This window comes from Synechococcus sp. R55.4 (genome assembly GCF_047461935.1).
Lineage (GTDB): Bacteria > Cyanobacteriota > Cyanobacteriia > Thermostichales > Thermostichaceae > Thermostichus.
This window is the reverse complement of sequence record NZ_JANSIF010000016.1, coordinates 28,512-53,499: the sequence shown is the minus strand read 5'-3', so window position 1 is coordinate 53,499 and position 24,988 is coordinate 28,512. Positions and strand designations below refer to the sequence as shown.

19 protein-coding genes are annotated in these 24,988 nt (G+C 58.6%); 6 read left to right on the top strand and 13 right to left on the bottom strand.

Going from position 1 to position 24,988, the window contains the following annotated elements:
* The first annotated feature begins 36 nt into the window (after positions 1 to 36).
* On the top strand, positions 37 to 450 hold the full coding sequence (locus NW842_RS05640) for an RNA-guided endonuclease InsQ/TnpB family protein (protein WP_414417638.1): 414 nt from the start codon (positions 37 to 39) through the stop codon (positions 448 to 450).
* Between the two features lie 131 nt (positions 451 to 581).
* Here the strand turns inward: NW842_RS05640 and NW842_RS05635 are convergent, their stop codons facing one another.
* The 5 genes from NW842_RS05635 to NW842_RS05615 form a co-directional block, all read right to left on the bottom strand.
* Positions 582 to 1,955 carry a nitrate/sulfonate/bicarbonate ABC transporter ATP-binding protein gene (locus tag NW842_RS05635; RefSeq protein ID WP_414331442.1) on the bottom strand — a complete coding sequence of 458 codons (1,374 nt, stop codon included), beginning with the start codon at positions 1,953 to 1,955 and terminating at the stop codon, positions 582 to 584.
* A gap of 22 nt (positions 1,956 to 1,977) precedes the next feature.
* Positions 1,978 to 3,705, bottom strand: a complete 1,728-nt coding sequence (locus NW842_RS05630; RefSeq protein ID WP_414417637.1) for an ABC transporter permease — start codon at positions 3,703 to 3,705, stop codon at positions 1,978 to 1,980.
* Between the two features lie 67 nt (positions 3,706 to 3,772).
* A complete protein-coding gene (locus NW842_RS05625; RefSeq protein WP_414331448.1) occupies positions 3,773 to 4,063 on the bottom strand; it encodes a hypothetical protein in 291 nt (96 codons plus the stop codon).
* An 82-nt stretch (positions 4,064 to 4,145) separates the two neighbouring features.
* Complete coding sequence (locus tag NW842_RS05620; protein ID WP_414417636.1) at positions 4,146 to 5,108, bottom strand: hypothetical protein; 963 nt, start codon at positions 5,106 to 5,108, stop codon at positions 4,146 to 4,148.
* A gap of 461 nt (positions 5,109 to 5,569) precedes the next feature.
* Positions 5,570 to 7,018 carry a carotenoid oxygenase family protein gene (locus NW842_RS05615; RefSeq protein ID WP_414417635.1) on the bottom strand — a complete coding sequence of 483 codons (1,449 nt, stop codon included), beginning with the start codon at positions 7,016 to 7,018 and terminating at the stop codon, positions 5,570 to 5,572.
* Positions 7,019 to 7,184: 166 nt separating this feature from the next.
* Between NW842_RS05615 and ffh the strand changes: the two genes are divergently transcribed.
* From ffh to NW842_RS05600, 3 genes are read left to right on the top strand one after another with little or no spacing between them, the layout of a single operon-like run.
* Complete coding sequence (gene ffh / locus NW842_RS05610) at positions 7,185 to 8,648, top strand: signal recognition particle protein (RefSeq protein WP_414398875.1); 1,464 nt, start codon at positions 7,185 to 7,187, stop codon at positions 8,646 to 8,648.
* Positions 8,649 to 8,657: 9 nt separating this feature from the next.
* Positions 8,658 to 9,116: a tRNA (cytidine(34)-2'-O)-methyltransferase gene (locus NW842_RS05605; RefSeq protein WP_414342486.1), complete on the top strand. Its 459-nt coding sequence runs from the start codon at positions 8,658 to 8,660 to the stop codon at positions 9,114 to 9,116.
* A gap of 48 nt (positions 9,117 to 9,164) precedes the next feature.
* Positions 9,165 to 10,226, top strand: a complete 1,062-nt coding sequence (locus tag NW842_RS05600; RefSeq protein WP_414417634.1) for a histidinol-phosphate transaminase — start codon at positions 9,165 to 9,167, stop codon at positions 10,224 to 10,226.
* Between the two features lie 23 nt (positions 10,227 to 10,249).
* Here NW842_RS05600 and NW842_RS05595 read toward each other — a convergent pair whose 3' ends face one another.
* Complete coding sequence (locus tag NW842_RS05595; protein WP_414417633.1) at positions 10,250 to 14,377, bottom strand: hypothetical protein; 4,128 nt, start codon at positions 14,375 to 14,377, stop codon at positions 10,250 to 10,252.
* A 504-nt stretch (positions 14,378 to 14,881) separates the two neighbouring features.
* On the opposite strand from NW842_RS05595, the gene NW842_RS05590 reads away from it, so the two are divergent.
* Positions 14,882 to 15,355: an Hsp20/alpha crystallin family protein gene (locus tag NW842_RS05590; protein ID WP_011430710.1), complete on the top strand. Its 474-nt coding sequence runs from the start codon at positions 14,882 to 14,884 to the stop codon at positions 15,353 to 15,355.
* Between the two features lie 46 nt (positions 15,356 to 15,401).
* Here the strand turns inward: NW842_RS05590 and NW842_RS05585 are convergent, their stop codons facing one another.
* The 4 genes from NW842_RS05585 to NW842_RS05570 all read right to left on the bottom strand — a co-directional run bounded on the left by NW842_RS05585 (position 15,402) and on the right by NW842_RS05570 (position 21,249).
* Complete coding sequence (locus tag NW842_RS05585) at positions 15,402 to 16,184, bottom strand: S-adenosyl-l-methionine hydroxide adenosyltransferase family protein (protein WP_414417632.1); 783 nt, start codon at positions 16,182 to 16,184, stop codon at positions 15,402 to 15,404.
* A gap of 68 nt (positions 16,185 to 16,252) precedes the next feature.
* Complete coding sequence (locus tag NW842_RS05580) at positions 16,253 to 18,385, bottom strand: TIGR00300 family protein (protein WP_414417631.1); 2,133 nt, start codon at positions 18,383 to 18,385, stop codon at positions 16,253 to 16,255.
* 84 nt (positions 18,386 to 18,469) lie between these two features.
* Positions 18,470 to 19,222 (bottom strand): response regulator transcription factor, encoded by a 753-nt coding sequence (locus NW842_RS05575; protein ID WP_011431916.1) that lies wholly within the window; start codon positions 19,220 to 19,222, stop codon positions 18,470 to 18,472.
* 203 nt (positions 19,223 to 19,425) lie between these two features.
* Entirely contained in the window at positions 19,426 to 21,249 is a 1,824-nt protein-coding gene (locus tag NW842_RS05570) for a dipeptide ABC transporter ATP-binding protein (RefSeq protein ID WP_414417639.1), read from the bottom strand.
* A gap of 171 nt (positions 21,250 to 21,420) precedes the next feature.
* On the opposite strand from NW842_RS05570, the gene NW842_RS05565 reads away from it, so the two are divergent.
* Positions 21,421 to 22,272, top strand: a complete 852-nt coding sequence (locus NW842_RS05565) for a hypothetical protein (protein ID WP_414374392.1) — start codon at positions 21,421 to 21,423, stop codon at positions 22,270 to 22,272.
* Here the strand turns inward: NW842_RS05565 and NW842_RS05560 are convergent.
* The 3 genes from NW842_RS05560 to NW842_RS05550 are packed head-to-tail and all read right to left on the bottom strand — an operon-like array spanning position 22,241 to position 24,985.
* Positions 22,241 to 23,077, bottom strand: coding sequence for a metal ABC transporter permease (locus NW842_RS05560; protein WP_414374396.1), 837 nt, complete (start codon positions 23,075 to 23,077; stop codon positions 22,241 to 22,243). The genes NW842_RS05565 and NW842_RS05560 overlap by 32 nt on opposite strands.
* Positions 23,078 to 23,087: 10 nt before the next feature.
* A complete protein-coding gene (locus NW842_RS05555) occupies positions 23,088 to 23,885 on the bottom strand; it encodes a metal ABC transporter ATP-binding protein (RefSeq protein ID WP_414374390.1) in 798 nt (265 codons plus the stop codon).
* Complete coding sequence (locus NW842_RS05550; protein WP_414374388.1) at positions 23,882 to 24,985, bottom strand: metal ABC transporter solute-binding protein, Zn/Mn family; 1,104 nt, start codon at positions 24,983 to 24,985, stop codon at positions 23,882 to 23,884. Before NW842_RS05550 ends, NW842_RS05555 begins: the two co-directional genes overlap by 4 nt.
* Between the last annotated feature and the right edge of the window lie 3 nt (positions 24,986 to 24,988).

The following is a 24,988-nucleotide window of genomic DNA, read 5'->3' as shown; positions in this document are numbered from 1 at the left end:
TGGCCAGGAACTTCTTGAGTTTTCTCTATCTCGTCAGTGCTCTCTTTTGGCTCAAATGAAAGATCAACACAACCTAGTTGGTCCCTATTCACCCAGTGGTTAGACTACTACGGCAAGGTGTGGGATAAAGCGGTGGTAGCTGTACCACCGCAGTACACCACGCAGGACTGTAGTAACTGTGGGCATAGGGTAGTAAAGACCCTATCCACAAGAACTCATGTCTGTCCTAAGTGTGGGTTTGAGCTGGACAGGGACCAGAACGCAGCTCTGAACATCCTGAAGAAGGGACTAAGCATCTTGGGAATGGAGTGGCAAAACAGTACCTTTGGGCAAAAGGGAACTGCCCCGCTTGGGGGAACGACTGGGGAGATAAGCACCGCTGCTTTTGAGGGGCAACCGGATGAAGTAAGTGCTGTCGCAGAACCAGTAACAAGAATCCCCTGCCTTTAGGCAGGGGGGTATGTCAAAATCCCTTGCAAGTTGTCTACATGGGTAATGTGGTAGATTTTGGGACTTTCTGGAATTGGCGCCATACCTCCGCTCCACGATGCAGCTTTGAAAAAGGCAGAGCCAGATGCGCTTCAGTCGGAACGAGAGTTGAGACCGACAGGCTTTTGAGCAGTGGAGCTCTCGCTTGGCTCGGGCAGATAGAGACGTTCTTCCGAGGCGTCATACTCAAATAGCTCCGCATAGCGTCCCCAGTCAATGGCGGTGGCAAACTGCCGTTCGGCTTCAGCGTGGGGGAAGTGTTCGTCCCAAAGATCCAAGAAGAAGTCCGCTCGCATGGAGCGGCTGCCTTTTTCTTCCAGAGTCTGCAAGATGCTGCGGAACACGGGAACCCGTGCCAATAGCTGTTGTCGGAAGAGATCCTTGCTGCGCAGGATGGTGGTGTTGGCAAAGTCCTGGCCAATTTCGGTCAGTTGCACCACCCCGCTGGCCACCTCGGCAAAGCCCAACAGCACCGCCGCATCCAAAATCGGCAGCAGATCGTCCACGGCCAGTTGCAGCCGCTCGGCCAAATCGGCAATCTCCGCCCGCCCTTGCGGCCACTCCACGATCAACTCCAGCAGACCGCTGATCCCGCCCACCCGCGCATGGGGCAGAGGCAAGGCATAGGGGGAAGTGGCCTTATCACCAGCCAGCGCAGGCAGAGCCACCTCTCCGGTAACAGCAATTTCGGGGTTGGTCATGATCTCGTAGATGTAGTCCACCAAGGACTTAAAGCGGGGATCCGTGCGCTCGTGGGGCCGCGGCAGGTCAATTCTCACCTCCCCCCGGATCCGCCCTGGGTTGGATCCCAGAATCACCACCCGATCCGCTAAAAACACCGCCTCTTCGATGTTGTGGGTAACGATAAGGATGCTTTGGGAAGGGAAGGCTTGCGCATTCCACAGCTCATCAATTTCCCCCCGCAGGTTTTCCGCCGTCAGCACGTCCAAAGCGCTAAAAGGCTCATCCATAAACAGCACCTTGGGCTCTAGGACAAAGGCGCGGGCAAAGCCCACCCGCTGCTTCATCCCCCCCGAAAGCTCCTTGGGGTAAGCGTTCTCAAACCCATCCAAGCCCACCAAGTCAATGGCCTTCAGGGCCTTTTGCCGGCGGATCTCGCGGGGGATCCCTCGGGCTTGCAGCCCCAGCTCCACATTTTCTTGCACGGTCAGCCAGGGTAGGAGAGCAAAGCTCTGAAACACCATCGCCACATCGGGGTTAGGCCCGCGTAGAGGCTGGCCGTTGCTCAGCACCCGCCCTTGACTGGGGGGGATCAGGCCCGCCATGATGCGCAGAAGGGTGCTTTTGCCGCTGCCGCTACGGCCCAGCAGAGCCAAGACTTCCCCAGCCCGCACCTGCAGGTCAATCTGGCTTAAAACGGTAAACTCCCCCTTGCCCTCTGGCAAAGGAAAGCGCTTGTAGACTTTCTCGACCTCGATCAAAACGGGGGAAGCTGCAGAGCTCATATTGCCTCAGAAATTGAAAAGACTAAAGGTGATACTTTTCTTCCGCCAACTGATACAGCCGTCGCCAGAACAGACGGTTAAGGCCCACCACAAACAAGCTCATCATGCCAATGCCCAAGGTAATGCGGGGCCAGTCTCCCACCGCCGTTGCCTCAGCAATGTAGGTGCCCAACCCCGTAGCCGTCAGGGTGGTGGATCCCCAGGCCACAATCTCCGAGACAATGCTGGCGTTCCAAGCGCCGCCGCTGGCCGTGACTCCCCCGGTGACCCAGGCGGAAAAGATCCCTGGAATGATCAGCTTTCGCCAGCGCTGCCATCCTCGTAAGCCCACATCCACAGCCATTTCTCGCAAGTCCGTGGGGATGCTCTGGGCGCCGGCAATGGAGTTGAAAAGGATGTACCACTGTGCCCCCAACGACATGAGCAAAATGCTGCCCCACTCAATGCTGATCTGGGCGCGGATAAAAAACAACGTGGCAAAGGGAAAAAGGAAATTGGCCGGGAAAGCTGCCAGGAATTGCACCACCGGCTGCAGCAGTTTCGCCAGTTTTGGATTAAAGCCAATGGCCACCCCAATGGGAGTCCAGATCACCGTGGCGAACACCAGCAACACGCTAACCCGCAGCAGGGTGAGGATCCCTAGCCCGAAGGTCAGCATCACCTCTCCAAAGCCCACAGTGGTAGCCACAAAATAAACAATCCAAATCCCAATGCCGCCAATAGCTGCCCAGGAAAGCTGGGTTAGCAGCCGCTCGCGGCGTCGCTCGACCTCAGGACTAAGGGGATCCACCCAACGGGGGCGAGTTAAGTGGGACAACAGCCGATCCACCAACTCTGCCAAGGGGGACAGCCAACTGCCGATCAGCCGCGGGATCCGCGCCGTGGTCAGCAGATCGTACAGCCAGGATTCGGGGGCGGCAGCCCCGCTGCTCTGTTCCAGGCGAAACTTATCCGACCAAGCCACCAAAGGTCGCCAGAAGAGCTGATCCACCAGCAGGATCACCCCGGCCATGGTCAGGAGCGCCCAGCCCAGCTTGGGCAGATCCTCCGCCTGGACGGCCGCTTCCACATAGGATCCCAGGCCCGGCAGCGTGTATTCCTGGTTGAGCACGCTGATGGCTTCGCTGGCTGCCACAAAGAACCACCCTCCGCCAAAGCTCATCATGGCGTTCCAGATGAGGCCCACCATTGCCGCCGGCACTTCCAACTGGGTAAAGCGCTGCCACCCCGACAGGCGATACAAGGTAGCCGCTTCCACCAACTCTTGAGGCAGCGTGCGCAAGGATTGGTAGAAGGAAAAGGTCATGTTCCAGACTTGGCTGGTGAAGATGGCAAAGATAGAAGCCGCCTCTAACCCCAGCAAGCTGCCGGGAAAAAGGGCAATAAAGCCGGTGACGGTAATGGAGAGAAACCCCAACACCGGCACCGATTGCAAGATATCCAACAGGGGGATCAAAATTCGCTCGGCCCAGCGGCTTTTGGCAGCAATGTAGCCATAGATCAAGGTAAAAAGGGTGGAAAAGGCCAAGGCAATGAACATGCGCAAGGTGGAGCGGGCCGCGTAGTAGGGCAGGTTGCGCGGATCCAAGTCGATCCGGGGCACCACCGCCGGGGGCTGAAACCGCTCAAAAGCCCCTACCCCCACCTGCGCCACCAAGGCCAGGAGAACCAACGTGCCCAGAATGATGGCCCCATCGGCAGCCCCCGCTGGCAGCCGACGCAGCGCCTCCGGAGAAGGAAAAGTCCTCATCTTCCCTGACCAAGCCCGGCATCCGCGCCCAGTGTACACCGTTTGCGGTTAGCCAGGATCCAGCCGGCTACTCTTCCGGCAAGTCGGGGGGAGACTCCTTCCACTGGGGATCGTCCAAGATGGCTTTTTTGGTCTGCTTGAGTTGTTTCCACAGCTCTTTGATTTGCCGGTAGGCTTCTTCCGGGGTAATTTTGCCCCCGGTTTCCAAGCTACAAATCAAGGACACTTTATTGCTAAATTCCTGCAGGTTGGCATCAAAAACTAGGTTCTGCGGCTTCACTTCGCCCCAGTAGGGATAGCGAGGCGAAATGAATTCATCTTTGTTGGGAGGTTTGTTGGGAGGAGTTGGTTCTGCCACGGCCTAACCAGGGTAAAAGAATGGTTCACAACAAGAAGGTCAACATGAAAAGCTCCATTAAAGCAGGATCTACTAGCCCAGTTTATGGGCGTTTTCTCTTAACCGGCTTGGGTACTTTTGTGGGATCTCGCAGAGGATAAAACGGCTCTTGAATAGACGCTTCCCCACGTGTCGAGGGGGTGGAACTCTTCCTGGCTTTGGGTTGGGGGGGGGAACGCTTCAGGCGTGGGCGCGGCGGCGTTTTGAGCACAGGGCCGATGGGAGTGCCCGCCTCCACATAGAGCAGGGATCCACGGCGGCGCACCTGCAGATCCCAGAAATTGCCTACCCCTTTGCCCGGCAGGGATCCGATCAGGCGCAATTTAAAGGCTTGGGGCTTGGAGGCTGCAGTTCCATCCTTCTGGACTCGCTGAGCGGGGGAGTTGGCAGAAGCTTTTTTGCCCGATTGACGGATCTTGACGATGATGAACCCTTTCTCCTGGGATTGAAAAACGACCTCGCCCCGGATGGAAAACCAATCCGGCACCACTGTTGGACGGGATCCCTCGGGGAGAGTTCGCCCCATTTCTTCTGGGGCCCACACCCCCAGCAACTGCACGTGCAGATCTTCGGTTTTGTCGCGGGTGCGAGGATAAACCACCCACAGATAGTTGCGTTCCGGCCGTAGATGCTTGCGTACCAGGCTCATCACCCGGCCCAGCAATACGGCATTCAGATCCAAGCCATCCGAGGTGCGCAAAATCCCGCGGGTAAAGTGCTCTGGGGAGGGGATGTATTGCCCTTCGATGAGGCCGATGGCTCGGTATTGCATCTTCTCCCCAGGCGGGGGGATGGGTTCCAAACAGACTCGCTCTCTTTCTGCCGCTTTCTTTTCCCCCAAGGTAGCGGTGGTGCTGACAACGGGCTGCAAGGACTCCGTCCCGCTGTCGCGAGCAGCACCAGGATCCTGAGCTTTTGCCGACGACAGGGATCCCTTGGCCTCGCCGGTTGAGCTGGGTCTGGGGGGCCGTACAGGTCGAAAGGGAGGTCTCAGATCGGAGGACATTGTGACGGTTCCGTTGCTGTCAATTCAGAATGCTCGGCGGCAGACATTTACCGTTGCAAAAACAGGCCATAACTTTGCTCTTGACCCAAGACCTGCTCAACACACCATTCACTAGCCTAACAACGCCCAACAGCGTCTTTCCATCCTGCTTCCATTGACAAACTCCCAGCAGGTGCCCTCGTCGGGAACTGGGGAGCCAGCAGTTGTCAACACTGTAGCCGACCTGTAGCCAATGGTAGCAACTGTTCCAAGGGAATGGTTCTCAGGCTGCAGGATGTCTATTCCCCAGACAGGGCCATTGATATTGATGAGTATCTGTAGTTTTTTCCAGCAACGCTGACTGGAGGTGTTTTTGCACAGCCGGGATCCAACTGGCCGATCCCCAGGGCTCCCGCAAAGGCTGGGGCGCATGATCTTTCCCGAGCCGATGGGATCCATTAGCCATTCCTGGGGTTCACCGTTTAGGCGGGCGTTGCCCACACCTGCGGAGTGAAGCTGCCGTGTAGGCCATAGGGAATGTGGTGCCGCAATGGGATCCGCGCGACGGGGCCGGCTGTCAGGTCGGCTGCTTCTAGGATCACCACTTGAGAGCGCTGGCTGGCCGCATCAAAAACCACCGTCACGATCCACCCTGCCTCTTCGCCCTGACCTTCTGGATCGGGGATGAACACCGGTTCTCCCACAAAGCCGCGGGGGGCAAAGCTGTACTGCTGCGTGCGGCCTGTGGCGGTATCCAGCTTGAGGATGGCCTGTAGGGGAGCATTGGGGCCGGGGGCATGGGTGGCCCCGATGTAGATGTAGCGGTGGGATCCCCCCATTCGAGCCGGGTGGATGGCCGGAAACTCCACCGAGCGATCCAGCAGCAGTTCCCGCTTCACGCTGCCCCCCTTGGGATCCAGATAGAACCGCCACAGCTTGCCCGCCGGAATCTGGGCAAAGTCAATCTGCAGGTAATCGGCATCCGGCTCCAGGGCAGGGTAGTTCTCATAGAGGACGGCATCCACCACCACCTGATCCCCGACTTCGTAGCCGTTGACAAAATGGAAAACAAACCCCGGCTCCGCTTCCAGTTGCAGCGGCTTATCGCCCTGGGGAAAGAGCCAGATGCGGGTCGGCTCCCCCGGTTTCAAGGTCAAACAGGTGCCCGCCGGTTGCCAGCCCAACACAAACGGCAGGGGGTTGAAAGCCAAGGGATTTTGGAAAAAGATACGGTAGCGGGGTGTCCAGACAAAATCGTGCAGGAAGGCAAAACCGGGCAGGCGGTAATCCCGCTTTTCCACCAAGCGCCCGCGCGAGTCCAGACGGTAAAACAGCAACGTGGAGTTCTGGGCAGCCCGCACCCCAAAAGCAATGAGATCTCCCGTGTGGGGATCCCGCCGGGGATGGGCAGTGAAAGGCTGGCTGGCCGAGATCCCTCCTGCAAACGTTTCGATCCCCTCGGTGGCCAAGGTGGCCGGGTTCAGCCGGTAAGGGGCACTGGCCTCCCACAGGGCCAGCAGCTTGTCTCCCTGGTAGATGACATTGGTGTTGGCGGGATTTTTAAACCGCAAGTCGAGAAAGTTGCTCCACCAGCCGCCCGGCTTTTGGGTGCCAAACACCCCTCGGTAAAGCACCCGACCGGCTTTTTCCTCTGCTTCAAACTCGCGGGTGCGCACAAACCGGTTGCGAAAATGAACCTTCCCCTCCACAAAGGTGATGGCGCAGACCATGCCATCGCCATCGAACGGGTGTCCGTAGCGCTGGGATCCCACCTCCAGCTTGCCCGGGCCGTTGCGAAACAGGGTTCCCCGCAACCCTGCCGGGATCCGTCCTTCGATCTCCGTAATCCAATAGTCGTACTCCTGGGATAGGGAGCGATAGCCCAATTGCCAGTCGGTGGTGCTGTAGGGAAGGGAAGCGACGCTGACCATGGAAGATCTGCATGCAACGCCCTCTATTGTTGCTTAAACTTTTGTGAAGTCGCCAGTTTTTCTGGGCCGGGATAGCCACCTTGGTTGGGATCCCCAAGATGGAGTCGCCCCGATTCGACTATGGTAGGAAATGCCCCCGAAGCGCCTGACAGGATAGACAGCACCCATGTTTGATGCCCTCTCCGAGAAGTTGGAATTGGCCTGGAGAAAGCTGCGCGGCCAGGACAAGATCACCGAAACCAACATTCAAGAAGCTCTGCGGGAGGTGCGGCGAGCCCTGCTGGATGCGGATGTCAACTTGCAGGTGGTGAAGCAGTTCATCGAGGATGTGCGGGAAGCTGCCCTGGGATCCGAGGTCATCCTGGGGGTGACGCCGGATCAGCAGTTCATCAAGATCGTCCACGACGAGCTGGTGAAAGTGATGGGGGAAGCCAACGTGCCCATTGCCCAAGCGGAGCAGCCTCCCACCATTGTCCTCATGGCCGGTTTGCAGGGATCCGGGAAAACCACCACCTGCGCCAAGTTGGCTCTGTATTTGCGCAAGCAGGGCAAGAAGTCTCTCATGGTGGCCGGAGACATCTACCGTCCGGCGGCCATCGACCAGCTCAAGACGCTGGGCCAGCAAATTCAGATCCCCGTTTTCGACCTGGGCAAAGCAGATCCCGTCGAGATCGCCCGGCAAGGGGTGGAGGCGGCCCGACAGCAGGGCTACGACTACGTGATTTTGGACACTGCCGGTCGTTTGCAGATTGACCTGGAGATGATGGCGGAGCTGGAGCGGATCAAGGCGGCGGTGCAGCCCCACGAGATCCTGCTGGTGGTGGATGCCATGATCGGCCAAGAGGCAGCCAGCCTTACCCGAGCCTTCCACGAGCGCTTGGGCATTACCGGCGCCATTCTCACCAAGCTGGATGGGGACACCCGCGGTGGGGCCGCCCTTTCCATTCGCCAAGTGTCCGGTCAGCCCATCAAGTTCATCGGTGTTGGCGAAAAGGTGGAAGCGCTGGATCCCTTTTACCCAGATCGCATGGCCTCCCGCATTCTGGGGATGGGGGATATCCTCAGCTTGGTGGAAAAAGCTCAAGAGGAAATCGACCTGGGAGATGCCGCCAGCATGGCGGAGAAGATGATGACCGCCCAGTTTGATTTCACCGATTTCCTCAAGCAGATGCGCCTAATTAAACGCATGGGATCCTTGGCAGGGCTGCTGAGACTGATGCCGGGGATGGGCAAAATCAGCGAGGAACAACTGCAAAAGGGACAAGACCAACTGGCCCGCGCCGAAGCCATGATCAACTCCATGACCCCCGAAGAGCGGCGCAACCCGGATCTGTTGGCCCGCAGCGTCAGCCGCAAACGACGGGTGGCCCGCGGATCTGGCCACAAGCTGGAGGATGTCAGCCGACTGGTCAGTGATTTTCAACGCATGCGCGACATGATGCGCAACATGGGCATGGGTGGCGGTTTTCCCGGTATGGGTTGGGGGGGTGGGCGTACCTCTCTTCCCGGCGGGGATCCCAGTTGGCGCGGACGTTCAACGGCCTCTCCCTCTCGGCAACAGCCCAGCCGCAAACCGGGCAAAGGTGGGGGTAAAAAAGGGGGCGGCAACCGCGGATTTGGGGGCAAGTAGGATAGGATTATGCCCTTCCACGTTGTTTTGGTTGCCCCAGAGATCCCGGCCAACACGGGGAATATCGCCCGCACCTGTGCAGCCACCGATACGCCTCTCCATCTGGTGGATCCTCTGGGGTTTCGCCTTTCGGATCGCTACCTCAAGCGGGCGGGGCTGGACTATTGGCAGCACGTCCAACTGTATCGCTACCCCTCTTGGTCTGCTCTGGTGCAGGCCCACCCTGAGGCCCGGTTCTGGTGTTTTAGTGTGCGCGGCAAAGCCCTCTATACGGAAGTAACCTATCAGCCGGGAGACTGGTTGGTGTTCGGCAGCGAAAGCCGGGGGTTGGATCCCATGTTTTTGGAAACCTATCCCAGCGTGCGCATCCCACTGCGGGGGCCGGTGCGCAGCCTGAACCTCAGCAATGCCGTAGCGATTGCCCTTTTTGAGGCGCTACGTCAGCAGGGATCCCTGACAAAAGAATAAGTGGTCGGGTTGGTCCTGATATAATAGCTACTTCTCCCCGTCAGGAAGATGTGTGCTCTGCAGTATCTGCGCCCCGACTTGCTCTACCTCAAGCCCTACGACGCTGTGCCAGCCCCGGCTGCCGACAAGCTGGATGCCAATGAGTTCCCCCTCGATTGGCCGGCGGGCTTTAAGCAGAAGCTCTCCCTCCTTTGGGAAAAGGGGATCCCCAGCAACCGCTATCCCGATGCCCACCACCGGGGCCTGAAGCAGGCCATCGCCGCCTATGCCGGAGCGGAGCCAGAGCAGATCAGCCTGGGCAATGGGTCGGATGAGCTGATCCGCTCCCTGCTGATTGCCACCTGTCTGGGCGGGCGGGGCGGCATTTTGGTGGCAGAGCCCACCTTCTCCATGTACGCCATCCTGGCCCAGAGCCTGGGGATCCCGGTGGTGCGGGTTCCCCGCGACCCGGAGACGTTTGCTCTGGATCTAGAGCGATGTCAACAGGCCTTGAGGGAGCATCCGATTCGGGTGGTGTGCCTGGTGGATCCCAACTCGCCGACGGGGAATGGCCTGACGGCTGCAGAGTGGGAGTGGGTGGAAGGGCTGCCCGAAGAGATTCTGGTGATTTTGGATGAGGCCTATTTTGAGTTCAGCCGGCACACAGCCCTGCCCAAGCTGGCGGAGCACCCCAACTGGGTTATCTTGCGCACCTTCTCCAAAGCCTTTCGCCTGGCAGCTCACCGGGTGGGCTATGCCATCGGCCATCCGCAGCTTATCCAGGTGCTGGACTCCATCCGCCTGCCCTACAATCTCTCGGCCATCTCCCAGTGGGCCGTTCAGATCGCCCTGGAACATGCCGAGGAGTTTTTGGCCGACCTACCCCTCATCCGTCAGGAACGAGATGCCCTCTACCAAGCCCTGCAGGAACTGCCGGGGGTGCGGGTGTGGCCCAGCCAGGCCAATTTTCTCTACTTCCGGGTGGCAGGATGGGATCCCCAGGATCTGCAGCGGGCCTGGCAAGAGCTGGGAACTTGTGTGCGCTGTACCGGCGGCGGGCTGCGCCTAACGGTGGGCACCCCTGAAGAAAACCAACGCGCCCTGGAGCGGCTGCGGCAGATCTTGCGGTAGTTGGCTCTACTTCCAACTCCTTCTCAACCTGGGCCGAGCAATCGCTGAATCAGGCTATGAACTTGCTGGAGCTGCCTCTCGTTGAGCCGCTTCAGTTCCTCGCGGATTGCCACTTGCAGTCTCTGAGCTTCAGTTTGCTCCCGCTGCAGCAGCCAACTTTGAACAGGGCTGGGGTGCTCCACGAAGTCATGTGGCCAGGGATCCCATTCCTCCAGCTCGGGCTCTGCCTGGGGCAGTTGCTCACGCCAGCGCTCTTGAGCGCGGCTAAACTCCTCCGCCAAAAGATCGGTCGGTCGTCCCTCCGCCTGCAGAGAATCTCTGTACTTCTTGTGAACCAAAAGCCAGCGCTGCCGAATCTGAGAGCGTTGCCATCTTGGGATTCTACCGATTCTGTTTTCAGCAAAGCGCTCATAAAACCTGAGCGCATCTCGGTAGCAGCCCAGTCGCTCGTAGGCTAGGCCCACCTCCAGCGGCTGCAGCCACCAAGCGTGCTCCCCGCGCACACTGCTTACCACTTCCTGCAGAAAATCCCGCAGTCCAGGGAGCTTCCACCTCAGCTCATCCCAGTTGGTTTCCATGTCTCGAGCCATGCTGGCCACCAACTCGTAGTCATGTCCGCGCTGCCACGCCTGTGGGTGGGCCTGAACCACTTCCCAAAGCCTGCACCACTCGCGGCGCCGGATCAGGATTCGCAGCAGCAGCGGCCACTCTTTCAAGCGCTCCAGGCTGAGAATGACGTCGTTGATGTACTCCTCCCACTCGCCCGCGAGGGGACGTCCCGCCTCCTGCCATTTGCTCACCACTGCTGCGTCCTGCCGGTCTTTGGATAGCCACCTCACCTGGCCAGGCGGCTTCTCCAATTGGATCTTGGCTCGGTAGTAGCGGGAATGCTCCGTTTGGCCACCTTGATCCCAAATGGCAACTGCCTCCTCAAGTTTTTGTTGCTGGAAATAACAGATGCCGAGAATCTTGTGATATTGCCCTGCGAACGGCTGCCGCTGACCAAGAAAGGCCAAACGCTCCCTCAAAGCCTCAAGAGTCTCTTGCCAAAAAAGTTCACGATCCTCCGGCTTAGGACAAAAAGTCCCTAGGTTATCGAAAACTTCCTCCAGCTCCGCCAAAAACTTCTCCACACAAACCTTCCAAGTCAGATCCGAATGCTTCGGGCTGACCTCAACGCTCAACCAATCTCGCACTCGAACTATCTGTCGAAAGCGCTCCATGGACTTGGCAGAGCTGCTTTGGGTTACCACCATCAAATCCACCAGAGGACCGTAGTTAGGGATCTCGGAGCACCTGGCAAAGTGAGTAGAACGATGCTGCTGCAACTCTGACCAAGCTTTTGCCTTCCAAAAGCACTCCCAGGCTTCTCGGATGAGATTTCTATTGGGTAGGGCGGATCTTTCCAAGCTTAAAAACTGACGGCCTGCAGAAACGTAATCCCTCTGCAGCTTGAGGATCCAAGCTTGGCATTCCTGTTCTAATTTCTGGTTGCCTGCCTGCCGAGCAAAGGCGCGCGCATCTTCCAAGAGCTCAGGATTTCCCTCCTCTACCCCTTGCCTAAGAAACCCAAGAGCCAAGTCCAGCACATCCTGTAAGTTTTTACCCGTCCAGTATTGGATGCCAGTGCCTTGAGCGAAGCCGGCCAGTACAGGCGGATGCGTTTGCCATTGGGATCGATCGGGCTGCAAATGAGAGTGATTGAGCCAAAAGTCAATCTCCAAGGCAGGATCCCAGAATTCCCGCCAGCCGGCTGCAGTATCCACAACAGCTAAGGCTTCGATGGGGCGGGTAATACCAACGTATAGCTGGTTGAGAAAATAATGTAGTTGCAGGGATACCTTCTCTGCAGCTTCTTGAGCGTAGTGGTTAAGCCTTCGGCTAAAGTTTTGTCGATAGCAGTCGCCAAACTTGTAGAGAATGATCTTTTTGAACTCCATGCCCTTGACAGCGGTAACAGTCTGCAGCAGCGCCGGCTTGAGATTTTGCTCCAGCTCTTCGGCAAAAACCCTCTGGAGGTCGGGATCTTGGCGCACGTAGTCCAGCTCCTCTCCTATAGAACAAGGCAGGATGCAAACTGTACCCGTGCTGTTCCTGAGCATACTCCTCAGCTCATGTTGAGTTAAGTTCTTGTCTTGGCCATCCAGTACAAACTTTTGAGCTGGCCTCCCCGGTTCCTGAAAACGCCAAGGCTGCTGTGGGCAAATCCCCCGATCATTGCTAAGAACTCGCCGCCACAAGTTGATAAGGTTGCTAAAACGAGTAATCTGAGGGCTACAGCGGTAATTATTTTTTAACTCCCGGGGACTTGGAATCTCGAGAGAATGGCCGGGCAACAAGTAAGCACGGATATGCTCGTAGAGATACCTCCTCAGGGCACCCCAACGAAATCCTGTAGGATTGATAGTTTGCAGAGGATCCCCAGCAAAAGCATAAGGTAAACGCTCGATAGCCCAATCCAACTTATATTTTCCCCAGGGGGACAAGCAGAAAACAATATTCAGTTCAAGCTGGGTAAAGTCTTGAACCTCATCACAGAAAATGACTGGGTGAATTGATCTAAGAAAACCATTCTGTAACACATCCCTAGCCAAATCTTGATCGTCCCAGTAGCTTCCGTAGGTAGTTCGTTCTTGATAACCCGGCCAAACTTGCTCGTATATTCGATCAAAGACTTCTACATTTACAGTGCGGTCGGCTTGAGGCAATTCCCGATAGCAATCTGGATCCAAGTAGTCGCTTACTCCATAGCCCTTGATCAGAGTACGAATCGTATGCCAAGCTAATTCTACATCACTGCGGCCGCGGTACCAGCTCCGGAATCGATAAAAATTGACATATCGCTCCGGTTGATAGCGTTCTTGTCTCTCTGGTGGAAGGCAGCTTAACAGGTAGTCCTGGAAGGTGCTAAAGAAAGCTTGACATCGCTCAATTTCCCCTTCTGAGAAGTCACTGCCTCTCTCTCGGTAACGATGGTTGACCCGCAAAATTGTACTTACCTTGCTGCGGGCTTGCTGTACTAGACTCGGGCTATAGGTTAAAAAGAGAGGACGGTACTGAAAGCTTCCTTTGCTTGAATCCTTCAGGTAATGGCTGCAGTAATCAGCAAAACGGTAATACAACATCAGAGATTTGCCGCTCCCAGCTCGCCCGTTGATTAGTAGAGGCATAGAGGTGCTTTGGAGAATTTCTTCTTCCTCCATCGACAAAGCTAAGTTCCCCTCTGTAGTCTCCTGGATTTCCAGCCAGACGTTTTCATCTGCAACCATGGAGTCGGGGTAGGCGCGGCGGGCATATCGCTTCCAAATCTCTAAAGATTGTGGGTGTTGGAGAATATCCGGCTGATCGGCCCCACTCCCAAATAGGCAAGTTCGGCGCCCCAGGTCAAACCACTCTCTCTGCTCCGGAGCGTGGTCGTAAACTCCAATTAAAAATGGAGATAAGACTTTTTCCTGCTCACATACCTGCACCAGGCTGATAGCCAGATGTATCGAGCCTTCCCGCCAGCACCTAACCTCAGTTTCTGGATAAAACAGTGGTAGTTTCCAGTAGAGATTCCCTTTCTCATCGCCAATGATGAATTGCTCTACCGCCCGATACACTTGGCGCCGCTGTTCTAGAGAAAGGGCTTGCACTTGCCGAACCCATTCCCCGCTTTCCAACACAAGCCGCTCCTGGCGGTTGGGAGTATTTAAAAACTGTATCCAATCGTACAGTTCGTTGGGCAGAGGGAGGAGCTGGTTTTGCCGCGCTTCTTCTTGTTCATTTTCCGCTTGCCTTTGTGCCAGCCATGCCTGTAGCTGATCGTCAGACACCCAGTTCCTCACCCGCTCTTGATAGCTGGGATCCTGCCGCCGCTCCAGGAACTCTCGGTACTCGTGGCTGCCTCTCCCCCAAAGGCCAAACAAGACCAAAACCGGCACCTCTCCCAGATAGCGCAGATCAGCCACCAAGCGAACGTTGCGCCGGAGGTTGCGTTTCCAGTAGGGGTAGCGAACGTCGAACAACCGGCTTAAAAGGGTGCGATCCCCCTGCTCCAGCCGTTCTATCAGCTCCTCAAGGTTGTATGGCGCTCCTGCCTCCAAAACTTCTTCTGGGCAATACACGTACATGGGATCCCACTGCTCAAGCTGTCCTGGTTTGAAGGCCATCTTAGAGGCGGCCTGCCTTGTCTGTCAGGTCTCTCTCAAAACTTGCTACCAAACTGAGAGACTAACCAAACAACTTCAATTGAAGCTAGAGTTAGACTTTTAAACTTTGATAAACTGTGCTGAACTGTTAGAGAATCCAGGCTGTTACCGCGCGGCCCTAACGCCCATGCCTCTGTCAAGCTGTCTGGCGGCAGCATTCTCAGCAGAAGCCGATCGAACCGGCAGAGAAAAGGTTGCGACAGGGATCCCGCTGGCTCTAGATGAGGTTGTCCAAAGTGAACTTTGGAGAAAGGTGATGGGATCCTCCCCTAGCTGGATCGGTTTGCCCTCCCTGCTGGCAACAGCGGTCTTGGATCATTGAAGCAGAACGGGGTTTGGATCCCATCTCGTCTCAATACAGCTTTTTCCGACGTGGGGGGAGTTCTGTAGAACGGTGGGATCCGGTTGTTACCCCTGTTGACCCGTTTTTCAAGAATTGTCCACCCTACTACCCAAGGAGCGGCTATGCAATTGGTTTACTTCACCCCCATCCTCGATGTGCGCGTGCAGCAAAGCACCCTTGACTTCCCGAGGCAGCAGAGCTCTGGAGAGCACCCTCGCACTTTCTTCCCCACGCCATTACAGGTTTGGGAGAGCGGCGAAGCCTACATCGTCCAGTTGTGGGCGCCGGGGGCCAATCGGGAACGCTTCCACATCGAGGCCACAGCCCAGCAGCTCTCCATCAGCGGTGAGATCCAGCTTCAAGGCCCTGAAGGTGCTGAATTACGCTACCAAGAGGTGGAGCCTCAGCCTTTTCAACGCACCCTCAAGCTAGCCAAAAGCATTCAGCCGGAAAAAGTCTCGGCCATCTACCGGGATGGCATTCTCACCCTCACCCTGCCCAAGGCCGATGCCGTGCGGGCGGTCAAAGTTCAGATAGGAACCTCAACTTCCGCAGCTGAGCCGGAAACTTTAACGGTGGAAAGCCAGCCTGCCTAGTCTCCCTTCTCCCCAAGCGAGAGGGGGCAGGGGGGAGGGAGTTCGGCTAGCTATCCCACTGCACGCGCACCTCGTCCCCTACTTTGAAATCCAAGGTGCGGCTGGCGTTGCCCCGGTTTTGCGCGATCTCCACCCAGCCGGAGCTGCCCACCAGGGCAAGCAGCTCGCCCTCGCTTCCCTCGGCAAAGGTGGCCACGGAGCGGACGGGGATCCCTTTGATCCAGGCGCTCCAGCTTCGACCTTCCACCCACTGTCCGGGCAGGTTGGTGATGCCGTTGCCGAAGTGGTCGATGGCCTGGACCAGGCCGCGACAGCCGTTGGTCTCCATCTGGGGTGGCGGCCACTCCCAGCGGGTTAGTTCTGCTACGTCTAGGGGATCCCCCAGCTCCGCCAAAGGGATCCCGTTGGCCAGATGAGCGGCAACCGGGGCAAAAATATCCCGCCCATGAAAGGTGCGGCTGGGAGAGGGGGTGCGCCAATAGCGGGGCCGGTTGAGTTCCACAGCAGCCAGCGCCGGAGTTTGGGCCAAAACGCCGCTGAACAGGCCGTTGTCAGGGCCGACCAAAAAGCCCGTCTCGGTTTGGATGGCTACCGCCCGGCGGCTACTCCCCACCCCCGGATCCACAACGGCCAGGTGAATGGTGCCCGACGGCAGATAGGGGTAGGCCGTCATCAGGGCAAAGCGAGCCGCCGCCACATCCTGAGGCGGGATCCCATGGCTGAGGTCGATGAGTTGAGCCTGTGGGGAAAGGGTATGAATCACCCCTTTCATAATGCCCACATAGGGATCCTGCAGGCCAAAATCCGTCAACAGGCTAATAAAAGGCATACCCTTTTGAGGCTTGAGGATCCCAGTTTAAGGATCCCAAAAGATAACAGCGCTTATGGATGGGGTGGCTAGCGGGCAGCAAGAGCAGGTTGCGGGCGCTCATACACCTGCCCCAAACGCGCCAACTGCTGCACCAACAAACTCAAGAACAGGCCCACATCGGTAACAATCCCCACCGACTCCAGGGATCCCCGATCGGCCAGCTTGGTCACCACTGCCGGGTTAATGTCCACGCAGATCAGCTTGACCCCGGCAGGCGTCATGTTCCCGGCACCAATGGAGTGCAACATGCTGGAGAGCATCAGCACCATGTCGGCCCCCTGCAGCAGCCGCGCATAATCCTGTTGGGCCTTGATCAGATCCATCTCCGTATCTGGCAGCGGCCCATCGTCGCGGATGGATCCCGCCAGGGAGAAGGGCACCTGAGCGCGAATACACTCGTAGAACACCCCGCCGGTAATCACGCCCGCTTCCACCGCAGCTCGGATACTGCCGTACTTGCGGATGAGGTTGATGGTTTTGAGGTGATGCTTGTGGCCGCCCTTGACCGGGGTGCCCCGCGACAGATCCACCCCCAGCGAGGTGCCGTAGAGATTCTGCTCCAAATCGTGAACGGCAATGGCATTGCCCCCCAGCAGCGCCTGCACATAGCCTTCGCGGATGAGGGTAGCCAAGTGGGATCCGCCGCCCGTGTGGATGACCACCGGCCCTGCCACCACCACCGTTTTGCCGCCCCGCTCCTTGATTTGCCGCAGCTCCCAGGCAATCTGCTCCACCAGGATCTCCACCCGCCGCTCGCTGGAGACCCCCGATCCCATAAAGGTAAACTCCTGGGAAGAGCGCTCTTTGCTGGCCTGGCGCACGGTGCGGATCCCTTCCACCCCACACACCACGGCATCCCCCACCTGCAAATCTCGAATCAGGGTGCAATAGGCTGAAAACTCCGTCTTGCCATTGCAATCGGATCCCTTGACCACGATCACCCCATCCATGCGCTGCCGCTGCACCGGGATCCACTGGCCGGACACCCGCACCTGCGTGGGGTAGATGGTGGTGACATAAAAATCGTCGGGAGCTACCCCTGCCTTCTCCACCCGCTCCAGACGGGCGTCTTGCTGGGTTTCCTCCGAGAGACGGGCCCCCTGCTCGATCAAGGCGCTGAGGATGGTGTCCAGGGTCTCTTCGGTGGGAGCGGAAACGGCCAGTTCCACCGTGGAAGTGCTCTGCCGTTTTTCCCCAAGCTGAAACTTGAGGATCTGGAAGCTGCCGCCATTGTCCACAATGCAATCGACGGCCCTGGTGAGCAGATCGCTGTCCACCAAGTGTCCCTGGAGGGTCACCGTCCGGCTGAGCACCGTGGCCACTGGATCGGTTTGGGGAGCCACCGTCTCGTCGAGGCGCAATGTCAAGCACTTGGCCGCCCCACCGGCTTTCAGGAACTCCGTCAGCTCCGTCTGCACCACCGCAAATCCCCGCTCCTGTAGGGCGGCTTCCAGCTCTGGGCTGACCCGATTCACCAAGATCGTGCCGTTCACATCCACGGCATTGCAGGCAAAGTGAATGGCATCCGCCTCCTGAACCGGGATCCGCTTTTCGGGGGGCACCCGCATCTCGATCAAGCGGTTGGAATAGGCATCAAAAGCCGGCGGGTAATAGAGCAAATAGCCTTCGGAGAGGGGGCAAAAGCAGGTGTCTAGGTGGTAGAACCGCTCGTCCACCAGCCGCAAAGACAACACCTCGATCCCCAGCCACTTGGCCAAGTAGGGGTGAGACTCCAACATGGAGCGAAAGCCGTAGCCCGCCCACAGCCAGCGCCCTGCCCGATCCAACAGAGCATCTCCCGCCCCCTCAAAAGCCAGGGCTGGCGGCAGCTCATAGACGGTGTAGCCCTGTTCCTCAAACCAAGCCTTGAAATGGGGCTGTTCCCCCTGCCGCTCTGGGTGATAAAAACGGCTCAGCACCACCTTGGATCCCAGGATGAGCCCAGCATTCGCCGTAAACACCATATCCGGCCATCCCGGCACCGGCTGGATTAGCTTCACCTCCGCCCGCTGCGAGAGATGCCGATAAAGAGCCTGCCACTGCTGCAGCGCCCGTTCTCGCGAAGAGCGGTGAACATTCCCCACCATCCAGGGGTTGATCACATAGTCCACCTCGTAGTGATCGGGTGGGCACATCAAATACCGAATGGCACCAGGCATAGATCTCAGAGCGCAATCTGCAGCAGGGCATCCCCTAGATTAGCAGTTGCGTGAGCAGCATCCTCAAGAATCATGAAAGAATCATTATTTGTGGGAATCTTTCGCCAGCTCTGGCTGCGGTGGGACGGGATCGGCGATGTTGGGCAATTCCAGACAGTAGCCCGCCCCATAGACGGTTTTGATGTACTGGGGGTGGCGGGGATCCGGCTCCAGCTTGGTGCGCAGGTGGCGGATGTGAACACGGATGGTCTCGATGTCGTCGTCGGGCTCGTAGCCCCACACCTCCTGCAGGATTTCGCTGGGGGAAACGGTCTGCCCATGTCGCTGCATCAGACAGTGGAGCAGGTCAAACTCCAGGTGGGTGAGCTTGATCGTTTTGCCGAACCACAACGCCTCAAAGCGCTCCGGCACCAGCGTGAGAGGGCCATAGGTGAGGATCTCCCCATGCTTGGCCGCCTGTGGGATCCGGTCTGAGCGACGCAGCAGGGCCCGCACCCGCACCAGCAGCTCCTGCACCTCAAAAGGCTTGGTCAGGTAGTCGTCGGCACCGGCATTAAAGCCCTCGATCTTGTCCTGGGTTTGGCCGAGGGCGGTGAGCATCAAAATCGGGATCTCGCTGGTACGCTCCTCCCGCCGCAAGCGCTGACAAACGGTCAGGCCATCTACCTGGGGCAGCATCAGGTCGAGGATGATCAGATCGGGGAGAACTTGCAGAGCCAGTGCTTGTCCGCGCACCCCATCGGTGGCCTTCACAACCTCGTAGCCCGCCAACTCCAGATTGATGCGCAGGATATCCAGAATCGAAGGGTCGTCCTCAATAATGAGTATGCGAGCCATAGCCGGTTGCAGCCCAAACTGCGGATAAAACGTTTTGTTAAATGTGCTAACAAAGAGCCGAAGCTTTACGACTGGAAGTTTACTTAATTTTAGCCTCATTGCAAATCTTACTGCGAAGTTAACCCGCAGGGTTGCCCAGCCCGGAGCCGGATGCAGGGGAAACTTTTCAACCCGTTTGGGGCAAATGGGTGCGTTTTTAAGGCCTACGGCCCGCTATCGCGAACGGATCTCCCTTTGGGGGAAGTGCTCCGCACCGCTGGCGCGAACGCGGCGATGAGGCGGCGGGTGTAGTCCTGCTGCGGCTGCTGGTAGATCTGGGAGGCGGGGCCAAGCTCTTCGATGCGGCCCCGGTTCATGACCATGATGCGGTCGCTCATGAACTTGACCACGCTCAGGTCGTGGGAGATGAACAGGTAGGCCAACCCCAGTTCCTCCTGCAGATCCTTGAGCAAGTTCAGCACCTGGGCCTGCACGGAGACATCCAGGGAAGACACTGCCTCATCGCAGACGATCAGGCGGGGCTCCGAGGCCAGGGCGCGGGCAATACAGATCCGCTGCCGCTGTCCTCCGGAAAACTGGTGGGGCAGGCGATCCAGCGCTTCCGGATCCAACCCTACCCGTTCAAACAGGCGTTGGGCCCGTGCTCGTCGCTCAGCAGCATTTCTCCCAATCCCGTGCAGGGCCATTGGCTCTATGACGCTGGCTCCCACACTCATGCGCGGATCCAGTGAGGCTGCCGGATCCTGAAAGATCAGCTGAATCTCGCGGCGGAGACGACGTAAGCGTTGGGGCGGCAAGCGGAGCAGCTCCTCGCCGTCGTAGATCACCTGGCCAGAGCTGGCACGGACCAGGCGCAACAGGGTTCGCCCCAGGGTGGTTTTGCCGCAGCCGGACTCTCCCACCAGCCCCAAGGTCTCTCCGGGGTAGAGGTCAAAGCTGATCCCATCCACAGCTCGGATCTCGCCCACCTGGCGGCCAAATGGCCCTCGACGGACGGCGTAGTGGGTTCGCAGATCCCGCACCTGCAGCAGGGGGGGCTGACTGTACAGCCGGCGCAGCCGTTCTTCCTCTAAGGACTCCGTCCCGCTTACGCGAACGGCAGCCGGGATCTCCACCTGCTGCCACTGCTCCTCTGGGGATCCCCCTTTTTCCAGAAAATCCTGGACGGTGGGCAACCGCCGCAACCGCCGCTCCAACACCGGGCGACAGGCCAACAGGCCGCGGGTGTAGGGATGCTGGGGATCCCGAAAGATCTGCTCCACCGATCCCTGTTCCACAGCTTGGCCCCGGCGCATCACCACCACCTGATCTGCCAGTTCGGCCACCAAATTGAGATCGTGGGTGATGAAGAGGATGGCCATCTGCCGGTGCTGCTGCAGCTCCCAGAGCAGGCGCAGGATTTCCGCTTGCACCGTAACATCTAGAGCGGTGGTCGGCTCATCGGCAATCAACAGTTGGGGATTGGAGGCGATGGCACAGGCGATGGCCGCCCGTTGGATTTGGCCGCCGGAGAGCTGATGAGGGTAGCGCTCCAGCATCTGGGGAGAAAGCTGCACCTCCTCGAACAGGCGAATGGCCTGGGCGCGGATCTCCACCGGCGTTAGAGAGGTGTTGGCCCTCAGGGTTTCCTGCAACTGCTGGCCACAAGTGTAGAGGGGGTTGAGGGCGGTGCTCGGCTCCTGGAAAATCATGGCGATCTGGGATCCGCGATAGCGCCGCCGTTGTCGGGGATCCAACTGCAGCCAGTCCACCGTTCCGTCAGGGCCCTTGAAGAGGATTTTGCCCTCCACCCGAGCCGAGCTGGGCAGAAGATCGATCAGCGTCAGGGCGGTCATGGTTTTGCCGGATCCCGACTCCCCCACCAGGCCCAAGGTCTGGCCGATCCCGATCTGGAAAGACAGCCCATCCACCACCGGGGATCCCGAAGGCTCCCTCCTGCTGACGCCAACTGTGCGGCTGGGCAAGAAAACCCGCAGCCCTTGTACGGTCAGCAAGGCAGAATCGGCAGCAGGAACAGCCTCGATCATGGCGACGAAAGCGCTCCGCACCGCTGGCGCGAACGCAATGGGAGGATTGGCAGGATTATAGACCACCGTCCCCGTCTTGGCCCCCAAAGTGCTCCGCACCGCTGACGTGAATGACACTTGCTTTCCGAGCCACTAACCTTGTAGAGAAACAAGTGCGGAAGGGCGGCTTTGATGCGGCGACGCCTTTTACAGCTTTGCATCCTCGGCTGGACGATGCTCCTCACTTTGGCAGTGGGGGGCAGGGGATCCCTGCTGGTTCCCCACTTTTTTGGCATTGAAGCCCTGCAAGCCCAGGCTCAAACTCAAGCCGGAGAACTGCCGCAGCCGATGCGGCTCAAACTCCCCCCCGGCCTGGATCGCTACGCCTACGACAAGGCGGTGGGAGACTACTTTGAGGAAATCGAGCCGCTTTTGCCAGGTGGAGCCTATGCCCAGTGGGCCTTCTATCCCGTCCCTATCTACATCCAAGGGGATCACCCCCAGTGGAAGGCCTCCGTGGAGCAAGCGGTGAAGGAGTGGTCGGCCTACATCCCGCTCAAGGTGGTGGCCAAAGAGGAGGAGGCTTTCTACGGGATGAGCATTTACCGCGTTCCTCCTATTGGCGGCGGGGTGGCTGGGGCGGCCCGGCCGGAGTTTTTCTTCGCCTCCGATGGCTCTTTGCAGCAGCGGGTGCGCATCGTCATTGCAGAAGGACAGGGGTTGGCCGAAATAACGGCGGTGGCCCGACACGAGATCGGGCATGGGCTGGGGCTGTGGGGCCATAGCCCGAACCTGCGGGATCTGATGTATGGCGGACACCATGCGGCGGCTACCGGCAATCGGCGGATGTTGCGGGTGCCCAACATTACCAAGCGGGATCTCAACACCCTCAAGCGCGTCTACGAGCAGCCCACCCTCAGCGGGCAGGTCTTTCCAGAGAGCTATCGCCGCCTGTTTGGCCAGCTTCTGCAGGAAAAGCCGCTGCCCGAGAGAGCTCTTGGATTGCCGCTAGCTAGAGCTGCAGGAGTTGCGACACCCCCTTGAGCGCCATAGCTAGGAGAAAAAAGAGCAACTGGGTGGCAACAATGCTGGGGCCGGAGGGCAGGTTGAAGGTTGCCGAGGCGATCATCCCCAGCACCGCGCTCAGTCCCCCGATACCTATGGCCAGCAGCACATAGGTTGTAAAGCGGGATCCCAAAAGCCTTGCCGTCGAGGCTGGGATGACCACAAAAGCGCTCACCAGCAACACCCCCACAGAGCGAATTGAGAGCGCCACCACCACAGCCAGCAACACCACAAAAGCCAGCTTCTGCCAGCCCACCTGAACCCCCCGCGCCCGCGCCAGCGGCTCATCCAGGGTCAGCAACATTTGGGAGGGCAAAGTCAATCCCACATAGGCCGAGCTGATCAGCAAGAGGATCCCGCTCGTCCACAGGGCTGCCGGGCTGATCCCCAAAATCTCCCCAAACAACAACTGGTTGAGGTTGCCCCGATAGCCGGGCAGCAAGCTGAGGGCGATAACGGCCAGCGCCAAAGAGGAAGAGTAGATGATGTTCAGCACCGCATCCGCCGACAGTTGAGTGCGCTCCAAGACAAAGGTGACGCCCAAAGCAAATCCCACCCCAAACACCATCAACACCACGGTGGGATTCAGCCCCAGCAGCACTCCCAAAACAATCCCCAGCAGAGCCGAATGCCCCAGGGCATCGCTAAAAAACGACAGTTGCCGCAGAATAACAAAACTGCCCAGCAGCCCACCTGTCGTGCCGGTGAGGATCCCACCCAGCATGGCCCGCTGCATAAAGGGCAACTGCAACAGCTCCACTACCCGCACCCAGCCCTCCAACATCGCCTTCCCCTCAGCGACGGTGGTAGCGGACAAAATGGTGCTCCGCACCGCTGTCGCGAACAGGCCCATAAACCCGGCTCAGCACTTCTGGTGCCAAAGCCACCTGGGGAGATCCCTGGCAGATGAGGGATTGGTTGAGGCACAGCACGCGGTCGCAATAGCAAGACACCATTTCCAGATCATGGGAGATCTGCAAAATGGCCCAGCCCAGAGATTGGCGCAGCTCTTCCAAGAGCCGGTAAAACTCCCCCTCGCTGAGCGTATCTAAGCCTGCCGGTGCCTCGTCGAGGATAAGCAACCGCCGCGGCCAAGCCAAGCAATAGGCCAACAGCACCCGTTTCAGCTCCCCGCCGCTGAGCTGGCCCAAAGCCTTAGAGGACAGGTGGGATGCGCCGACCCGTTCCAACGCCTCTTTCACCGCCTGCTGCCGAGCAGAGCGCTGCTGCCAGGGCCAGCGGGGTTGCAACGCCCCCCAACCCAAAGCCACAAACTCCTCCACCACCATGGGGATCCCAGGATTGAACTGAAAACGCTGGGGCACGTAAGCCACCTGCTGCCGCACTGACGGGGGCAAATAGCCGGACAGGCGCACCGGCTCTCCCAGAATCCAAACCGAGCCGCACTGCCGCGGCAGGATCCCCAAGATGGCCTGCACCAAGGTACTTTTGCCAGCGCCATTGGGGCCGACAATGGCCGTATGGGATCCCGCCCTCAGCTCAAATGACACATTCTGTACTGCCAAGCGGGATCCCCGATAGACCGTCAGCCCCTCGACGCGCAGGACAACCTCGCCGGAGCAGGAGATCATCGCCCCCTCGCCAGCAGGTGTTCGAGAGCAGCTTGGCCCAGCAGCGGCAATTGCAGGGGCAGGAAGGCCGTCTCCTTCTCAAAGGCGGAGACCAGGTTCTCCACGTTTTGCCGCAGGATGGTCAGGTAATATTCCGGCTCGATCCCCTCAGGGCCGGCAGTCTCGATGGGATCGAAAACCCGCACTTCCACCCCCAAATCCCTGGCCAAGATCTGGAAGGGGTTGTTGTCTCCCACCTGAGGTTCCACCAAGATGGTCTTCAGGCCCGACTCCCGCACCGTCTCCATCACCCGTCGCACATCTTCTGGAGAAGGATTGGCCTCTGGGATCTCCACCAAGAACTCGGCTTTGAGGTTGTAGCGCTCGGCAAAATAGGGGGCAAAGTCGTGGAAGACCACAAAGCTTCTTCCGGCAAAGGGAGCTAGCCGAGCGGCAATCTCCTCATCCAAAGCCTTGAGCTTCTCGATAAAAGCAGCCGCATTGGCCCGGTAGATCTCCGCCCCTGCCGGATCCGCAGCGATTAAGCCGTCTCGGATGTTTTCCACCTGCTGAATAGCCCGCCTGGGATCCAGCCAAATGTGGGGGTTGAACTTGCCGTGGCTGTGCCCATGAGAGTGTCCATGACCGTGCCCGTGAGAATGGCCATGAGAATGTCCGTGACTGTGGCCGTGCCCATGCTCTGGCTTCTCCGTCTGCAAAGTCGGGATCCCTTCGCTGCTGTCAACGATTTGCAATTGGGGGTTCCCAGCGCTGGCGATCAACCCTTCCAAAAACGTTTCCATACCCAACCCGTTGATCACCAGCACATCCGCCTGAGCCAGCAAACGAACCTCCTCAGGTCGAGCCTGAAAGTCGTGGGGCCCCATCTGAGGGGGAAGGAGTGGCGTGACTTCTACCCGATCCCCGGCCACAGCACGGGTAAATTGCGTTATCGGCAAAATCGTGGTCACCACCTTTGGGGGGCTGGATCCCTGCTGGGCCCGGGACTCTTCTTGGCGCATCTGCAGGCTTCCCAGGATCCCGACCGAGAGGGCGGCCAGCAGCGAGACCAGCGATCGCACCGGTCGAGCCGAACGGATAGAGTTAGCTTGATCAGTCATGAG